This window comes from Arthrobacter sp. MA-N2, from assembly GCF_000517125.1.
GTDB classification, from domain to species: Bacteria; Actinomycetota; Actinomycetes; order Actinomycetales; family Micrococcaceae; genus Arthrobacter; species Arthrobacter methylotrophus.
Window position 1 is genome coordinate 3143936 of the sequence record NZ_KI912155.1, and the last position, 16129, is coordinate 3160064.

Genomic DNA, 16129 nt, shown 5'->3' on the forward strand with positions numbered 1-16129 from the left:
TATTTACGCGTGTGACACCCAAGGTCAAGTGATTTGGTCTGGTCGTCACACCAACCTTTTACCCACAGGCGTCGCCGCCCCAAAAAGGCATCGGTGCTTTTTCTAAAGGAGACTAGTGTTGAAACTACTAACTAACCTTTCCGCGGTGGGGGCCGCATGTTTACTGCTCGCGGGAATGGGAGCCTCGGCCAATGCGGCGCCGTTGCACGGATCCCATCATCCCGTTTCGCACCGAGCCTTGGATATCCACGATGGAACTGCCCAGATCAAGGCTCAGCGCCAGGCCGGACACGGTGCATCTTCTGCGCCGCAAACGCAATCCGGTTCCAGCGCGTTCAGTGCCACGGGTCTGCAGCGGTGGACCACTACGAATACTGATTCCACGACAGGCATCAATTACTCTTCCACTTATATTGGGGCGGATCCGGCGCTTGGCACCACAAGCACAATCAATGTCTATTTGGTTCCGTTGAACATGGATCTGGATAATGGCGACGGCACCTCAACCAGCATTGACGCCACCACGGCCGTCAATGACGCGGCGAAAAGTCCTATCTTCGAAAATATGGCCCAAAAGCCCAGCGGCGAAAACACGCAATACATAGATGCATACATGCGCGCCAACTTCAACCAGCCAGCTGGATACCACGTCAAGCTGAACCCTGTGGTCAAGCCCGCCGTGACCTTGGCTGTTGGGACAGATCAGTACTGGGATTACGGCAGCATCATTGGCGTTAAAGACACCTTGATTTCCGGCCAGGTATCGCAGTCCGCCGCCTATCCCTCGGACGGCATAGTCATGTACGTCACGCCGGGGGTCTTTGGTGACGACGGAACCGGCAAAGGCTTCGGCGGCTACCATTCCTACGACGGAACCAAGGCACTTGGCTTCTCCAACATCGAAGGCGCCTCGAACGATAACCTGCAAGCGCTCTCCCATGAACTTTCCGAATGGGCGTTTGACCCGACGGTGAACAACGCGACAGGCGGGAACGCCTCCACGGCAGGCTACGGCTGCCAGACGGACCTTGAGGTCGGTGATCCCGTGAACAACCAGAACTTCACGTTGACAGATGCCTCCGCCAAGACGTGGACGGTTGAGGACGAGGTCTTTGTTCCGTGGTTCTTCCACACAAACCCGGCCGGGACGTCCAATGGCAAGTACAGCATCCTGGGCTTGGCCAATTACGGCGCCAGCTGCTGACGGTTCCACGCCGCGTGTCCGAAGTTTGCGCGGTAGGAGTGAAAGGGCCGGCCTGCGCTAGTGAACCGCACCCCGAAAATCGGGGCCACAAGTGAGTGGCCGCTCTAGCCTCGGCCGCTTGTAGCTCCGGATGTATCGCCGGTGCTCCTGCAAAGGGAGGTCTCCGTCCATTATTGGACGGAGACCTCCTGTTTTTCATGGAAGCAGGTGACCGCCCTGTGGATTTATTGGATGTTCAACGCAGGCGTCTACATAGCCAAAGGATAGTAAGGCAATCTTTTCAGTTTGCCTTACTATCTGATAGCGTCAGAACTATGATTTCTGGCCCCGGACCGGACGCGGCACGGTCGTTCGAAGTCGCCGCTGAACTTCGTGTGCTCATTGGCCAGTTCACCCGGCGCCTGCGCGAACATTCGCAGGTGGACAACCTGAGCAATGCGCAAAAGGCCGTGCTGATCCATTTGGAACGCGACGGCAGTGCCACCATGTCCGCCCTGGCCCGCGTCGAGGGCATGAGACCGCAATCCATGGGTCCCATCATTTCAGCCCTTGCCGGGGCCGGATTGGTCGAGAGCGGTCCGGACCCGGCCGATGGCCGCCGCAGGATCCTTTCCCTCACCGCTAAAGCCAGAGAGAGCATCAGCGCCAGCCGGGCGGCCAAGGCCGATTGGCTTCACCGCACTATCCAGTCGAAACTCACGCCGGACGAGCAGGAACGACTGCCCGGTGCCATCCACCTACTCAAACGCCTTTTGGAGCCGTGACACATGACCATCACCACGTTGGATCCGCAGACCGCCCTGATCATTGTTGACCTCCAGCGGGGAATAGCTGCGTCCCCGAAGGCTCATCCGCTGGAACCGATCGTTAAGAATTCCGCGATGCTGGCGGACGCTTTCCGTAGCCACGGACTGCCTGTGGTCCTGGTCAACGTCACCGGCGGCGCACCTGGCCGGACAGATCAAAGCAGTAACGGGGCCAGGACGTTTCCCGCCGACTTTGCCGAGCTGCTACCCGAACTGAACCAGCAGCCAGGCGACCACCTCGTGACGAAGAAGACTTGGGGCGCCTTCACTGGCACTGGATTGGGCGCCCTGTTGGAAGACTTGGGTGTCACCCAGGTTGTGCTGACCGGCGTCGCCACAAGCATCGGCGTGGAATCTACGGCCCGGAGCGCTCACGAAGCCGGACTCAACGTCACCCTCGCCCTCGACGCCATGACCGATTTGAACATGAATGCCCATGAAAACTCCGTGACGACGATCTTCCCGCGACTGGGCGAAACCGGAACGACGCAGGAAATCCTGGACGTGCTCAACGCCACCCGATCGTGACCGCACCGAACTCGATCGGTGTACCGCCTTCGGTAGGATCCCCCAGCCCACTGGGCTGGAGGTTCACGGCACCGCTGCTGCTCGGTTCCACGCTGAATCCGATCAACAGCTCGATGATCGCTACCGCACTGGTGGGTATCGGGATTGATTTCAAGTCTGGTCCGGAGGCCACTGCCAGCCTCATTTCCGTCCTGTATGTATGCAGCGCAGTGGCCCAGCCGACCATGGGAAAACTCTCTGTCATCTTCGGCCCCAGACGTGTTTTTCTCTCCGGGGTAGCTATCCTCCTGTTGGCTGGAGTGGTCGGAGTGCTGGCGCCCAGCCTGGAAGTGCTGCTCGTTTCGCGGGCGCTGATCGGCATCGGGACTTCCGCGTGCTACCCGACGGCGATGGCATTGGTGCGCAGGCGTGCGGACGAGGCCGGCATAGGCGTACCGGGCCGGGTCTTAGGTAATTTTTCGATCGCAGCGCAAGTGACCGCCGTCGTCGGCCTGCCCTTGGGCGGCGTGCTGGCGGGCTACTTGGGTTGGCGGGCCCTCTTCGCGGTGAATATACCGTTGGCGGTGCTGGCGTTCTCTTTCACGCTGCTCGGCGTGGCCAAAGACGCGCCCGCGCAAAGGCAGGGCCGCGGAACCCTGCTCAGAATGCTTGACCTGCCGGGAATCGCGCTTTTCACCGGGGCGGTCACCTCGTTGCTGGTGTTCCTTTCCTCGCTTACGACGCCGGTCTGGTGGCTTGCCGTGCTGGCCCTGGTGCTGGCCGGGCTGCTGATGTGGCGAGAGCGCCACGCGCGCAGTCCGCTGATCGACGTCCGGATGCTCGGAAGGAACCGACCACTGCAACGGACATACCTTCGCTCGATCTTGGCTGCACTGGCTACATACACCGCGATGTACGGGTCCAGCCAGTGGATGGAACAAAGCGTGGGGCTCAACGCCGCAACTGTAGGGCTGATCCTGATCCCGCTGAGCCTGACGAGCATTGTGGTTGCGAGGCTCGTCTCCGGCCGGGGCTGGATCCGCTGGCCGCTGATTCTTGCGGGCCTGGCACTGACGCTGTCCGCGACGGTGATGCTGCTGGCCAACCAGGGCTCCGGCGTGGTGCTGCTGATCGGAATGACCTTGTTGCTGGGCCTGACCAACGGCTTCAGTAGTTTCGCCAATCAAGCAGCGTTGTACCTGCAAACGTCAGTCGCGGAGATTGCCGTGGCCTCGGGGCTGCTGCGGACCTCCATGTATCTTGGTGCCATCGGGTCCTCCAGCCTCATCGCGATCGCCTTCGGGCCGACGGCCACTGACGCAGGTTTCCACACCTTGGCGTGGATTCAGCTTGCGATCGGGGCCATGATGGTGGCGCTGACCGTGGTGGACCGCAGCGTGCCGGCGGTCGCTGCGGAGCATTGAGCCCGACGGCGGTGGCCGGAAGTGGTCCTGGCGCGTCATAGGAGCTCCGCGAGTTGTCCCCTTTTGGGTGAATTCTGCCTGGTACCGCGGGCCTCACGGATCCTTCACAGGGGCCCCCGCTACAATAGGGCCGTCCGTATTTTCCCTGGAGAGGTAGTTCCCTTTTGGTCACTCGCCACGATGCACCCAGCCCTGAGCCGGGCAACTCGCCGCCTGCCGCCTACCCGGGCCAAGGAAAACTGGCTGTTCGTAGCCGAAGGTTCAGTTTTCGCCGTGCGCCTCGCTGGTTCAAGATCACCAGCGCCGCAGTGACGGTATTACTGGTCGCAGTCATCGCGTTTGGAGGCTATTGGGTATGGCGCCTTCAGTCCAATATTTCATCATCGGCACTCGGGGCCGGAGGCCTTAGAACAGAAGGCCCGGTCGACGACAGCAAGGACCGGCTCCAAATTCTCGTACTGGGTACTGACACCCGGAGCGGGAAGAATGGGCAGTTCGGCACAGCCGACCAGTCATCCGGCTACGGACAATCGGACGTCATGATGCTGTTGGACATTTCGGCGGACAATAACCACGTCAACGTCATCAGTCTCCCCCGCGACTTGCTGGTCGATATCCCGGCTTGCACCGACAACAAAACCGGCCAGCACTATGCCGCACGGCCCGGCGCCATGATCAATAGTGCAATGGCCGAGGCGGGCATCGGCTGTGCTGTTGACACTGTCAACAAGCTCACGGGTTTGGAAGTTGACCACTTCATGATGGCCGACTTCAACGCCGTGACCGAATTGTCCAAGGCCGTCGGCGGCGTCGATGTCTGCGTGAGCTCGGCAGTCAACGATCCTGACTCCGGACTGCACTTGCCCAAAGGCACCTCGCAGGTGGAAGGCGATCAAGCGCTGGCCTTCCTACGGACCCGCCATGCATTCTCGGACGGCGGGGACCTCGGACGGATCAAGGCACAGCAATCATTCCTCGGTTCCCTCGTGCGCAAGCTCAAGGCTGACGGCACGCTCGGAAATCCCCAGAAGTTGCTCGGCATCGCCGATACGGTGACAAAGAACCTTACCGTTGATGACGGGCTCGCCTCGGTTCCGGCCCTCCTGACCATCGCGGGCAGGCTCAAGAACATCGATCCGGCCAAGGTTAATTTCATCACGGTGCCGAATGTCCCGGCCGCATCAGATCCGAACAGGCTCGATCTCGACCAACCAGCTGCCAGCACCTTCTTCGCGGCGCTGAAACAGAGCGCCGATCTCAGCCAGCCTGCAACTGGCGCCGCACCGTCGGCTGCCCCCTCTACAGAGACTCCGAAAGCCGCTTACGACAAGGCGCTCCAGCCGATCACCGTCGCCAACGGAACAGGCGTGACCGGCAGGAGCCAGGAGATCGGGACGCTCCTCTCCTCCGGCGGTTTCACGAAGCTAGCCCGGATTCAGGCCGATGTCAGGCCCGAAACCATGGTTTACTACGGTGCCGGGTTTGCCGACGTCGCAGCGGACGTTGCCGCAATGTTTGGTTTGCCAGCGACAAGTATCCAGCAAGTTGCGAGCGTGCAAGGCGTCCAGCTCTACGCCGGGCAGGACTTTGCCACAGGGAACAAACCGACACTTCCGGCTCCCAAGCCGAATGATGTGGTTTCCCAGACCGCACAAGACCAGACCTGCCAGACAACCAACCCGGCCGGATAGCTGAAAGACCGAGCGCCCTCCGCCTTGCTTTTCGCGACGGAGGGCGCTTTGCTGGTTTCCGGCACTGACTGAAGACCCGGCTAACCGACGTGGACCCATGGACGACGGGTGACTTCCGGCTCGGCCTGGCGCAGGACTTCCCGCGTCACGGGCGCTATCTCGCCTTCCCCCAAAAAGAGGAACTTGAGGAGATTGATGACCGGGTTTCCCTCCGTCCAACGGAAGTAGATATGCGGCATCAATCCGGTGACGTCGCGGATGTGCAGCAGAACCGAGGCAATGGTGTTCGGGACAACCGGGCCGTGGACTTCCAGCACTGAATAGCCGTGCCTGTAGTGGCCACGGACTTCCAATGCCGTTTCGAAGTCGGAGGAATCATCCACCGTGACCTCAAGGAAGATGGCCGGGTAGTCCTCGGGAAGATGGCTGACCGCCATGGCAGAGTCCAGTTTTTCCCGGTAGTCGGCAGCGGACATCCGGAGGGGCTCGTGTGCGATGATCCCGATCGACCCGGTGTCGTTGGCCGTAATGAATTCGAGTGCCTTCGCGTCGAGTCTGACATGGGTTGCGTGGAGTTCGAACGAACGCAAGATCCTTGAGAGCAAGGAGATCAGGACAATGCCGGCAATGAAGAACGTGGCGATCCTGATCCCCTCAGGCCGTTCGAAGATATTGGCAACTGTGGTGTAGATGAAAACCACCGCGATGATCCCGAATCCCAAGGTTCGCTTGTGTTGTTGGTGGCGGCGGGCCGACAACGTCACCGCGATCGCTGCCGAAGTCATCAACACCAGGACGCCGGTTGCATACGCGCCGCCTTGGGCGTCGACGTCGGCGTTGAAGAGGTAGGTGACAAGGAACCCGATGAGGGTGAAGACCAGCACCAGGGGGCGTACTGCTCTGGCCCATTCCGGGGCCATACCGTAGCGGGGCAGGTAGCGCGGAACAAGGTTCAAGAGCCCGGCCATGGCTGAGGCGCCCGCGAACCAGAGGATGGCGATGGTGCTGATGTCGTACACGGTACCGAACCCGGAACCGAGATACTCGTGGGCCAGGAAAGCGAGAGCGCGGCCGTTGGCTTGCCCGCCAGCTTGGAATTCCTGCTCCGGGATGAGTACCACCGTCGTGAAACTGGTGGTGATAAGGAAGCAGCTCATGATTACGGCTGCCGTCGTCAACAGCCTCCGGGCCCCCTGGATCCGTCCGGTGGGGTGTTCTTCGGTGTCGGACCCATAACCCCGGATTTGTGGCATGACGGCCACGCCGGTTTCGAAGCCTGATAAACCCAATGCGAGTTTCGGGAAGACGATCAACGCGATGCCGACTGCCATGAGCGGGTTGCCGTGGGACGTTGAGAGGGCTGTCCACCAGTCACCAATCGCCGCGGGTCGAGCGAGTACCTCAAGGATGCTCGAGACAACAACGACGACGTTCAGCCCCAGATAGATAGCCACCAGCGCTACGGCAACTCCGATCGCCTCCTTGAATCCCCGGAGGAATACTGCTGCCAAAAGCCCCAGAAGGATGAGGGTGATCATGAGGTTCTGACCCTGCAGCCATCCCGGGGCGAACGGATTCTGAACGAGGTGGGCGGTGGCGTCTGCCGCGGAGAGCGTCATCGTGATCAGGAAATCCGTTGCCGCGAAGCCTAAGAGAACCAGCACGAAGAGCTTCCCTCCCCATCGGGGAAGCAAACGTTCAAGCATGGCGATGGAACCTTCGCCCCGATGGCTTTCTTCTGCCACACGGCGGTAGACCGGAAGCGCGCCCAATAGGGTGACCGCGACCAGAACCAAGGTAGCCAAAGGGGAAATCACTCCAGCTGCAAGAGCCGCAATTGCGGGTTGGTAGCCCAGCGTGGAGAAATAGTCGACGCCTGTCAGGCACATGACGCGCCACCATGAGTGTGGCTTCTCCTTGGAGGCCAAGACACCGCCAGGACCCTGGTGAGAACCCTTGGAATCCTGCAAGCCCAGCAGCAGCCACTTCCTCAGGGCTTCCTTGGTTCCCGGCGGAGGCGTGGACGGATCCGCCGGCGGCCTGCTCATGGTGGTCATGTGTGCCCTTTCGCCAAATGCGACGACGCGCTGCCCGATTAAGGCAGACGCTAGCACTGGGCGTCCGTGGGAGGTCCCAAACCGTGGCGATCTTGACGGAATCTTAGCGGCGGCCCGCAGTGCGTGTTACTGGGGGTGCTCCCCGGAAACGTTGACCAGCCAGGCGATGCCGAACTTATCCGTCAGCATGCCGAAGATGTCGCCCCAGGGCGCCTTCTCCATCGGCACGGTGACGGAGCCGCCGTCGGCGAGTTCGTCCCAGTAGCCGCGCAGCTCTGCTTCGTTGTCTCCACTCAGCGACACCGAAATATTGTTGCCGGGGTTGTAATCCATGCTGTTGGGGGTGTCTGCGGCCATGAGCAGCATTCCCTTGTCGGTCGTGAGTGCCGAGTGCATGATTTTGTCGCCTTCAGCGGGGTCTTCGCTGGCGTGGAATTCGGCGAAGGTGCTTTGCGTCAGTTCGCCGCCGAATACCGACTTGTAGAATGCCATGGCTTCCTTGGCATTGTCCCGAAAGCTGATGTAGGGGTTGAGGTTTGTGGTCATGACATGGCTCCTCAGGGTTTGTGGCAGCCCGATCAGCTACCTTGTCGTCATGCTAACAGCGCTTGCCGCGACCATCCACAGCTACTTGTTCTACCGGGTTCGAGTTCGGCATGTGCCCGGGATAGTGTCGTTTCCATGCCTGCCTCAAAACCTGCCCCCTCACGCATCGCCCTTGTCGCTGGACTCGCCGATATCGTTTTCATTCTGGTTTTTGCCGCCATTGGCCGGGATGCGCACCAGCGCGCCGATGTGCTGACAGGAGTTTTCGCCACGGCCTGGCCATTTCTCGCCGGTGCCACGATAGCTTGGCTCGCCGCGCGGGTATGGCGCGCGCCTTTCCGGATCTGGCCGGCCGGCGTCGCTGTCTGGATTGGAACCGTGGCCGGCGGAATGCTCTTGCGTGCGGTGACGGGGCAGACTGTGGTGCTGCCGTTCATCATCGTTGCCTTGATCAGCCTCGCCGTATTCCTGCTCGGGTACCGCGCCGTGATCGCACTCGTGGCCCGAGTTCGTGGAGGAAGCCGTCTACGCTGAGCCTTCAGCGCGTGCCTCGGGCCGATGCACTAGGCTTGCAACGTCCACTGCCGCACTTAGGAAAGGCTGCCCCCAGTGATCACCGCTTTTGTCCTGATCAAGACCGACGCTTCACGCATCCCGGAGACGGCTGAACAGATTTCTGCCATCCAGGGAATCAGCGAGGTCTACTCCGTCACAGGCGAATGGGACCTGATTGCCGTGGCACGCGTCGCCAAGCACGAGGAACTGGCGGACGTCATCGCGGACAAGCTGTCAAAGGTTCCCGCGGTTGTTCACACCACCACGCACATTGCCTTCCGCGCCTATTCGCAGCACGACCTGGATGCGGCATTTTCGCTGGGCTTCGAGCAGTAGTAAACGTCACGGCGCTTCCATACGACCGCGCAGCACCTTCAGTTTTGAGTGAGTCCGACCCAGTTGTCCAACACCCGGGCGGCTGCACCGGAGTCGATGGATTCCACGGCTTTCAGCCACGCCGACTTCATGCGGTCCAGGAACTGTCCCTCCGCAGACGTATCGAAGGCCACCAGGCCGGCGGCCGCGTTGAGCAAGACGGCGTCGCGAACCGGTCCCGGCTTCCCCGCAAGTACTTCGCGCACGACGGCGGCGTTCGCCTCGGCGTTGCCGCCCCGAAGATCGGCTACGGTCGCAGCAGCGATCCCAAGATCGGCCGGTGAGAATCGCTGCTCGGTGACGTTCCCGTCCCTGATTTCCCACACTGTCGACGGTCCTGTGGTGGTCAATTCATCGAGGCCGTCTTCCCCGCGGAAGACGAGCCCGCGACTCCCCCGGCGCGCGAGTACCCCAGCGATCAACGGGGCCATGGTGGCGTTGGCCACACCCACGGCGGAGGCTTGCACATGGGCGGGGTTGGTCATCGGCCCGAGGAAGTTGAATGCCGTAGGAATGCCGAGTTCCGCCCGCACGGCACCCGTGTGCCGGAAAGATGGATGGAACACCTGAGCGAAGCAAAAGGTAATTCCTGCTTCTTCGGCGTTGCGGGCTACGCGCGCAATCGGCAGGTCAAGCCGCACCCCGAGCGCTTCCAGGACGTCCGCGGAGCCCGACGACGACGATGCCGCCCGGTTGCCGTGTTTAACGACGCGCGCGCCGGCGCCCGCCGATACGAGGGCAGCCATGGTGGAAATGTTGACGGTATTAAGCTGATCGCCACCGGTGCCTACGATGTCGAGCTTTTCGCCCGGGATGCTCACAGGGTTTGCGTTGGAGAGCATTGCTTCGACCAGTCCAGTGACTTCATCCACCGTCTCTCCCTTGGCGCGTAACGCAACCAGGAAGCCAGCGATCTGGGAGGGAGCCGCTTCTCCGGACATGATCGTATTCATGGCCCATGACGTGTTCTCGACCGAGAGGTCGTGCCCCTTGATCAAAGCCGAGATTAGTCCGGGCCACGAGTTGCTTGCCTGCTGTGCAGATCCCTGAGAAGTCACCACTTGATGCTAGCGATCCACCCGGCTTCATGACCAATGCTTACGCCGTTGGGAACTTTTCCGCGCGAATTCGCGTGTTTGTAGAAAAAGTCTCCCTAAATGGCGGTTCGCATTGGGAAGTCCGGACTTTTACAGACATAATGTCCTTGTGACATCTGCGACCCATGCCCCCAGTACCCCGGCGCACCCGACGCTGAATCGCCCCAACCTGGTTTCCGTTGGAACCGTTGTGTGGCTTTCGAGCGAGTTGATGTTCTTCGCCGGTCTCTTCGCCATGTACTTCACGCTGCGCTCCACCTCAGGCGCGTTGTGGGCGGAAGAAACCGGCAAGCTCAACTTCCCCTTTGCGCTTGTAAACACAATCGTTCTTGTGTCAAGTTCCTTCACTTGCCAGATGGGCGTCTTCGCTGCTGAGCGACTTGAGCCGCGCCGTCGAGGTGGCCTGCTGCAGTTCACCCGCTGGGGCATGACCGAGTGGTTCATCCTGACCTTCATCATGGGCTCGTTCTTCGTTGCCGGCCAGACCACTGAGTACGCCATGCTCGTGTCAGAGCACGTTACGCTCTCGGCCAATGCATACGGTTCCGCGTTCTACATGACCACAGGTTTCCACGGCCTCCACGTCATAGGCGGGCTCATTGCCTTCCTGTTCATTATCGGACGTGCTTACGCCGCCAAGAAGTTCGGACATTTTGAAGCCACTTCGGCAATCGTTACCTCGTACTACTGGCACTTTGTGGACGTTGTGTGGATCGGCCTCTTCTTGGTCATCTACGTCCTGAAGTAGCCCAACACTGACTCTTGGCTCCAAGAGAATTAATTTTCAAGAAGCGGCTCTCGGAGCCGACGCAGGATCGAAAAAAGGAACCACCACGTGAAGGCACTCTCGCAGAAGCGACGTCATCCACTGGCAGCCATTGCGCTGCTGCTGATGGGACTCCTCGTCACCGGTGGGCTTTACGCCGTTGCTACAACGGTCAACCAGGCGAAGGCAGATACCACCACCTTTAGCGCAAGCGACGCCCAGGAAGGCGGCAAGCTCTTCGCCGCCAACTGCGCTACCTGCCATGGCATGGGTGCGAGCGGATCCAAGGACGGCCCCTCGCTGGTCGGCGTGGGTGCTGCTGCGGTTGACTTCCAGGTTGGCACCGGTCGTATGCCCATGCAGATGAACGGACCCCAGGCCCAGGCAAAGCCGAGGCAGTTCAACGATCAGCAAACCCAGCAGCTTGCTGCTTACGTCGCTTCCCTCGGTGCTGGTCCGGCAATTCCCGATGCCTCGCTGCTTGACGCAAAGGGAGATGCCGCCAAGGGCGGCGAGCTCTTCCGTACGAACTGCGCGATGTGCCACAACGCTGCTGCGGCCGGCGGTGCCTTGACCCGTGGAAAGTTCGCTCCGGCACTGGCTGGTGTTTCGGGCCAGCACATCTATGAGGCCATGGCCACTGGTCCGCAGAATATGCCTGTCTTCAATGACGCCAACATTTCTCCTGAGGGCAAGCGCGACATCATCACCTTCCTGAAGACGATCGAAGCCAACGGTTCACCGGGTGGCGCCGACCTCGGATCACTGGGGCCGGTTTCCGAAGGCCTCTTCGTCTGGGTTGCAGGCCTCGGCGTCATCATTGCCTTCACCATCTGGCTCACGTCGCGCTCGTCGTAGCCAGACGCACCAAATACTTCTGCTGTCCCCGCAGCAGTTTTGAATTGAACATCAACCCGGTTCCGGCCGGGACAACGAGAGAAGGATGAGGCGAATTATGGGCAACCATAGTGACGGCAGTCCGAACCACTCGGGCACCGTAGCTACGGCTGGTCAGAATGTTGTGGAGAAGTTCCAGGATCCTGGACTTCCTCCGCACCGTTTGCGCCTGGCTGACACGGACCCGAGAGCCGCTAAGCGAGCCGAACGTCAGGTGGCCATTCTGTTTGGCATCTCGATCGTCGGTACGGTGATCTTCCTGGTGTCGTACTTTGCCATCGACCTTGGGCAAGACTCCACTATCGCAACGATCCGCACGCAAAACCTGTTGCTCGGCCTTGGTACCGCGTTCGCGATGCTGGGTATCGGTACCGGTATCGTGCACTGGGCCAAGGCCCTTATGCCGGACCACGAAGTGTCGGAAGAGCGCCATGCCATCCGTACTGAGGAAGACCGGCAGGCGGCAGTACGAATCGTCGAGGACATCGTCGAGGAAACCGGCATCAAGCGTCGCCCGCTAATCCGTAACACCCTCCTCGGTGCTGTGGCGCTGGCTCCCCTCCCGGCCCTGGCCGTTTTCGGTGACCTTGGCCCCCGCCCGGACAACACGCTCGCGCACACCATGTGGGCACCCCAGGACGGCAAGCTCAAGCGCCTCACCCGCGATCCCGACGGAACCCCGATCAAGGCATCGGACGTGACCATTGGGTCTGCATTCCACGTGATCCCGGAAGGCCTCAACGAACTCCAGGAGGGCAAGCTCAACGCGAAGGCAAAGGCCGTCGTTTTGCTCATGCGCCTCAACCCGGACGATTTGACGATTTCCAAAGGCCGTGAAACCTGGAGCTACAACGGAATCGTTGCCTACTCCAAGATCTGCACCCACGTCGGTTGCCCTGTTGCTCTCTATGAGCAGCAAACGCACCACCTGCTGTGCCCGTGCCACCAGTCAACCTTCGACCTCACCAAAGAATGCAAGGTTATCTTCGGCCCCGCCAGCCGTCCGCTCCCCCAGCTTCCCATCGCGGTCGACGCTGATGGCTACCTGGTAGCCACGAGCGACTTCAAAGAACCTGTAGGACCGAGTTACTGGGAGCGTGACGAGCATGAGCGCCTCATCAACAGCTGAAGTCCCCTTTGTACCCACAACCAAGGTTGGCCGCATCACCAACTTTGTCGACGAACGAGTCGGCGGATCCGGCATCCTGCGTGAATTCGGCCGGAAGGTCTTCCCCGACCACTGGTCGTTCATGTTCGGCGAGGTGGCGCTGTATTCCTTCGTCATCCTCCTGTTGTCGGGTACGTTCCTGACGTTCTTCTTCGACCCGTCCATGGCGGAGACCCACTACCAGGGCTCCTACACGCCGTTGTACAACGTCGAAATGTCCGTGGCGTACAACTCGTCGCTGAACATTTCCTTCGATATCCGCGGTGGTCTTTTCTTCCGTCAGGTACACCACTGGGCAGCGTTGCTGTTCGTTGCTTCGCTTGGTGTGCACATGCTGCGGGTGTTCTTCACGGGCGCTTTCCGCAAGCCGCGCGAGATGAACTGGGTTGTAGGTGGTGTCCTGCTGATCTTGGCGATGGCCGCCGGCTTCACCGGTTACTCGCTCCCCGATGATTTGCTGTCCGGCAACGGCCTGCGAATCATCGACGGGGTCATCAAGTCAATCCCCGTCATCGGAACGTATATCTCGTTCTTCCTCTTCGGCGGTGAGTTCCCAGGAACGGCCATTATCGGCCGCCTGTACGTCTTGCACATTCTGCTGGTGCCTGCGTTGATCCTGCTGATGATCGTCATCCACCTCTTCATGGTGGTTGTCCATAAGCACACGCAGTATCCTGGCCCGGGCCGCAACGACGGCAACGTCGTCGGTTACCCACTGGGACCGGTTTACGCTGCCAAGGCCGGTGGCTTCTTCTTCATTGTGTTCGGTGTTGTCGCGCTGATGGCTGCGATGTTCACCATCAACCCGATTTGGAACTACGGACCGTACGACCCCTCCCCCGTGTCGGCCGGTACCCAGCCTGACTGGTACATCGGTTTTGTCGACGGCGCCTTGCGACTCATGCCTGGCGTTGTTAATGATTTCCACTTCGAATACATCATCTTCGGTCATGTGCTGTCGCTGAATGTCCTGCTACCGGCCCTGGTCCCAGCAGGCATCATTTTCACTGTGCTGTTCACGTACCCGTGGATCGAACGTTGGATTACCAAGGACAATCGTGAGCACCATGTCTTGGACCGTCCACGCAACGCTCCCACCCGCACCGCCATTGGTGTCGCAGGCTTTACCTGGTACTGCGTCATGTGGGCTGCTGCAGGTTCGGACCTCATCGCAACGCACTTCCATGTTGCGCTGAACGACGTCACTTACTGGCTGCGCACGCTGTTCTTCATTGGCCCGATCATTGCCTTCATGGTGACGAAACGCGTGGCCCTTGCGCTTCAGCGAAAAGACCGTGAGATCGCCCTGCATGGACGTGAAACGGGTCGCATCGTGCGCTTGCCGCACGGCGAGTTCATTGAAGTACACGCGCCATTGGACGACTACAAGCAGTACAAGCTTGTCGGTTTCGAGTCGCTCTCCCCGCTGCCCGCCGAGCCGAACGAACACGGCGTGGTCACCCGGAAGGAAAAGCGTCGTGCGGCCCTCTCCAAGTGGTTCTTCGAGGATCGCGTTGCCCCGGCAACGCCGGCCGAGCTCGAAGCAGCCCACGGACATGGCCCTCACGAAGCCATCGAGTCCGGTGAAGAGCGGAAGAGCTTGAGCCACTAGCTTTCACCGATAGCACAAGGGAGGGCCCCGTCCACGCGGACGGGGCCCTCCTTGCTTTTGTCTTAGGTTATTGTCGCCGTCGGAGGCACGGGTAGCAGACTGCCGTCCGTACGCTCACACCGTTGGCTAGTGATTGCGGTAGCCGGTGGATTGGCTACGGGTAGACCGAACGCCCGGGCGCTGCAGTGGTACCCACAACTTGTACCTGTCAGCCCGATAGTACGAGACGGAGTAGTCCACCATGGCGCGGGCTACGAATGCGTGGCGCTGAATCTTGAGCAACGGCATTCCGACATCCACGTTCAACAGCCGGGCGGTTGATGGTGAAGCGGCCGTTGCTTCAATCATGTCTTCTCCCCACTCCATGACAAGCCCGTACTTTTCGCTCAACACGTTATAGAGGGAACTAGGCGGCGCATCGTCCAGGAGGCCCGGCACGCGATGGGCCGGGATGAAGTTCTCATCCACGCTCATGGGTTCGTTGTCAGCCAGAAGGAGCCGTCTGAAGCGGACCAGCGGCGTCCCTTCCTCAAGCTGGAGCTCCCGCGCCAGAAACGCACTCGCGGCGATTTGCTCAAAGCTGAGGACTTTCGCTGCTGGAACCATGCCGCGACGCTGCATTTCCTCGCTGTAGGACGTGAGCTTCACTTGGAGGTCAAGTTTCGGCTTGCGGACGAAAGTCCCAAGACCAACCACCCGTTCGATGATTTCCTCGCCTACGAGCGCATCAATAGCCTGCCGGACAGTCATCCTGGCGAGGCCGAAACGTTCGGACAGATCCCGTTCCGAGGGCAACGCAGCACCGGGACGGCAAGACTCCGCAATGTAGTTACGCAGGATTTCACGAAGTTGTATGTAGATGGGAGTCCCGCTGTTTCGGTCGATCTCCCCCGAGATGCGTGCTGCTTCAGCAGGCATGACGGTCTTCGGCCAAGATATCTTCCATGATCCAAGCGTAGGCCAATCTACCGGCAGGTCTAGACCAGTTCGATGCTGCGAACGGTGGCGTGACGGCGCTACGCTTGGAAGGATCAAAATCACAGTCGGCATCGGCCGTCCGAGTCAAAGGAGCCGGTTTGCCCGAGCACAAAGCCATCGTTGCCGCAGAGATCGGCCTCCATGCACGGGCGGCCGCCGTTTTCGTCCGCGCGGTGACAGCCACCGGGCTTCCGGTCACTATTAGGAAACCCGGCCATCAAGCGGTCGATGCCCGGTCTTTGCTTGAGGTCATGACCGAGGATTTCGGCCACGGGTGTGAGGTGGTTCTTTCCGTCTCCACAGAAGCGCTACAGGCCGATCGCACGCTTGACGAGGTCAACGATGCCCTGACGGGCCTTTCGGCCGTCCTGGAGGCCGTAGAAGGTCGCTGAGCCGGCCACGCGCCGTGAGGACGCAGCGGGTCGCTTGTCTTTGGATATGAGAAC

Annotated in this window: 16 protein-coding genes; 12 read left to right on the forward strand and 4 right to left on the reverse strand. The window is 60.5% G+C overall.

The annotated features are described in order from the left end of the window. The first annotated feature begins 118 nt into the window (after positions 1–118). The 5 genes from A3M3_RS0115430 (at position 119) to A3M3_RS0115450 (ending at position 5632) form a co-directional block, all read left to right on the forward strand. On the forward strand, positions 119–1204 hold the full coding sequence (locus A3M3_RS0115430; protein ID WP_155854399.1) for a hypothetical protein: 1086 nt from the start codon (positions 119–121) through the stop codon (positions 1202–1204). 314 nt (positions 1205–1518) lie between these two features. After that, the gene (locus tag A3M3_RS0115435; RefSeq protein ID WP_028267068.1) at positions 1519–1968 is read left to right on the forward strand and encodes a MarR family winged helix-turn-helix transcriptional regulator; all 450 of its coding nucleotides are present in this window, start codon (positions 1519–1521) and stop codon (positions 1966–1968) included. A gap of 3 nt (positions 1969–1971) precedes the next feature. Beyond that, entirely contained in the window at positions 1972–2538 is a 567-nt protein-coding gene (locus A3M3_RS0115440) for a cysteine hydrolase family protein (protein WP_028267069.1), read from the forward strand. Beyond that, on the forward strand, positions 2535–3941 hold the full coding sequence (locus A3M3_RS0115445; protein ID WP_197023266.1) for an MFS transporter: 1407 nt from the start codon (positions 2535–2537) through the stop codon (positions 3939–3941). The genes A3M3_RS0115440 and A3M3_RS0115445 overlap by 4 nt, the downstream gene beginning before the upstream one ends. A gap of 164 nt (positions 3942–4105) precedes the next feature. Continuing rightward, a complete protein-coding gene (locus A3M3_RS0115450) occupies positions 4106–5632 on the forward strand; it encodes an LCP family protein (RefSeq protein ID WP_028267071.1) in 1527 nt (508 codons plus the stop codon). Positions 5633–5712: 80 nt separating this feature from the next. Here the strand turns inward: A3M3_RS0115450 and A3M3_RS0115455 are convergent, their stop codons facing one another. Both A3M3_RS0115455 and A3M3_RS0115460 read right to left on the reverse strand, forming a co-directional pair. Beyond that, a complete protein-coding gene (locus A3M3_RS0115455) occupies positions 5713–7689 on the reverse strand; it encodes an amino acid transporter (protein ID WP_028267072.1) in 1977 nt (658 codons plus the stop codon). A 126-nt stretch (positions 7690–7815) separates the two neighbouring features. Continuing rightward, positions 7816–8235: a VOC family protein gene (locus A3M3_RS0115460; RefSeq protein ID WP_028267073.1), complete on the reverse strand. Its 420-nt coding sequence runs from the start codon at positions 8233–8235 to the stop codon at positions 7816–7818. 135 nt (positions 8236–8370) lie between these two features. Here A3M3_RS0115460 and A3M3_RS0115465 point away from each other — a divergent pair, with 135 nt between their 5' ends. Both A3M3_RS0115465 and A3M3_RS0115470 read left to right on the forward strand, forming a co-directional pair. After that, entirely contained in the window at positions 8371–8769 is a 399-nt protein-coding gene (locus A3M3_RS0115465) for a DUF3054 domain-containing protein (protein WP_028267074.1), read from the forward strand. 75 nt (positions 8770–8844) lie between these two features. After that, complete coding sequence (locus tag A3M3_RS0115470) at positions 8845–9126, forward strand: Lrp/AsnC family transcriptional regulator (protein ID WP_028267075.1); 282 nt, start codon at positions 8845–8847, stop codon at positions 9124–9126. A gap of 38 nt (positions 9127–9164) precedes the next feature. On the opposite strand, the gene trpD is transcribed toward A3M3_RS0115470, so the two are convergent. Further along, positions 9165–10223: an anthranilate phosphoribosyltransferase gene (trpD, locus tag A3M3_RS0115475; RefSeq protein WP_028267076.1), complete on the reverse strand. Its 1059-nt coding sequence runs from the start codon at positions 10221–10223 to the stop codon at positions 9165–9167. A 148-nt stretch (positions 10224–10371) separates the two neighbouring features. Here trpD and ctaE point away from each other — a divergent pair, with 148 nt between their 5' ends. The 4 genes from ctaE (at position 10372) to qcrB (ending at position 14705) form a co-directional block, all read left to right on the forward strand. Further along, positions 10372–11010, forward strand: a complete 639-nt coding sequence (ctaE, locus tag A3M3_RS0115480; RefSeq protein WP_081736831.1) for an aa3-type cytochrome oxidase subunit III — start codon at positions 10372–10374, stop codon at positions 11008–11010. 87 nt (positions 11011–11097) lie between these two features. After that, entirely contained in the window at positions 11098–11886 is a 789-nt protein-coding gene (gene qcrC, locus A3M3_RS0115485) for a cytochrome bc1 complex diheme cytochrome c subunit (RefSeq protein WP_028267078.1), read from the forward strand. A gap of 97 nt (positions 11887–11983) precedes the next feature. Further along, entirely contained in the window at positions 11984–13054 is a 1071-nt protein-coding gene (gene qcrA / locus A3M3_RS0115490; protein ID WP_028267079.1) for a cytochrome bc1 complex Rieske iron-sulfur subunit, read from the forward strand. Continuing rightward, positions 13032–14705 carry a cytochrome bc1 complex cytochrome b subunit gene (gene qcrB, locus A3M3_RS0115495; RefSeq protein ID WP_028267080.1) on the forward strand — a complete coding sequence of 558 codons (1674 nt, stop codon included), beginning with the start codon at positions 13032–13034 and terminating at the stop codon, positions 14703–14705. Before qcrA ends, qcrB begins: the two co-directional genes overlap by 23 nt. A 126-nt stretch (positions 14706–14831) precedes the next feature. Here qcrB and A3M3_RS0115500 read toward each other — a convergent pair whose 3' ends face one another. Beyond that, complete coding sequence (locus A3M3_RS0115500) at positions 14832–15623, reverse strand: GntR family transcriptional regulator (protein WP_028267081.1); 792 nt, start codon at positions 15621–15623, stop codon at positions 14832–14834. Positions 15624–15781: 158 nt separating this feature from the next. On the opposite strand from A3M3_RS0115500, the gene A3M3_RS0115505 reads away from it, so the two are divergent. Continuing rightward, a complete protein-coding gene (locus tag A3M3_RS0115505) occupies positions 15782–16075 on the forward strand; it encodes an HPr family phosphocarrier protein (RefSeq protein ID WP_028267082.1) in 294 nt (97 codons plus the stop codon). Positions 16076–16129: the final 54 nt, after the last annotated feature.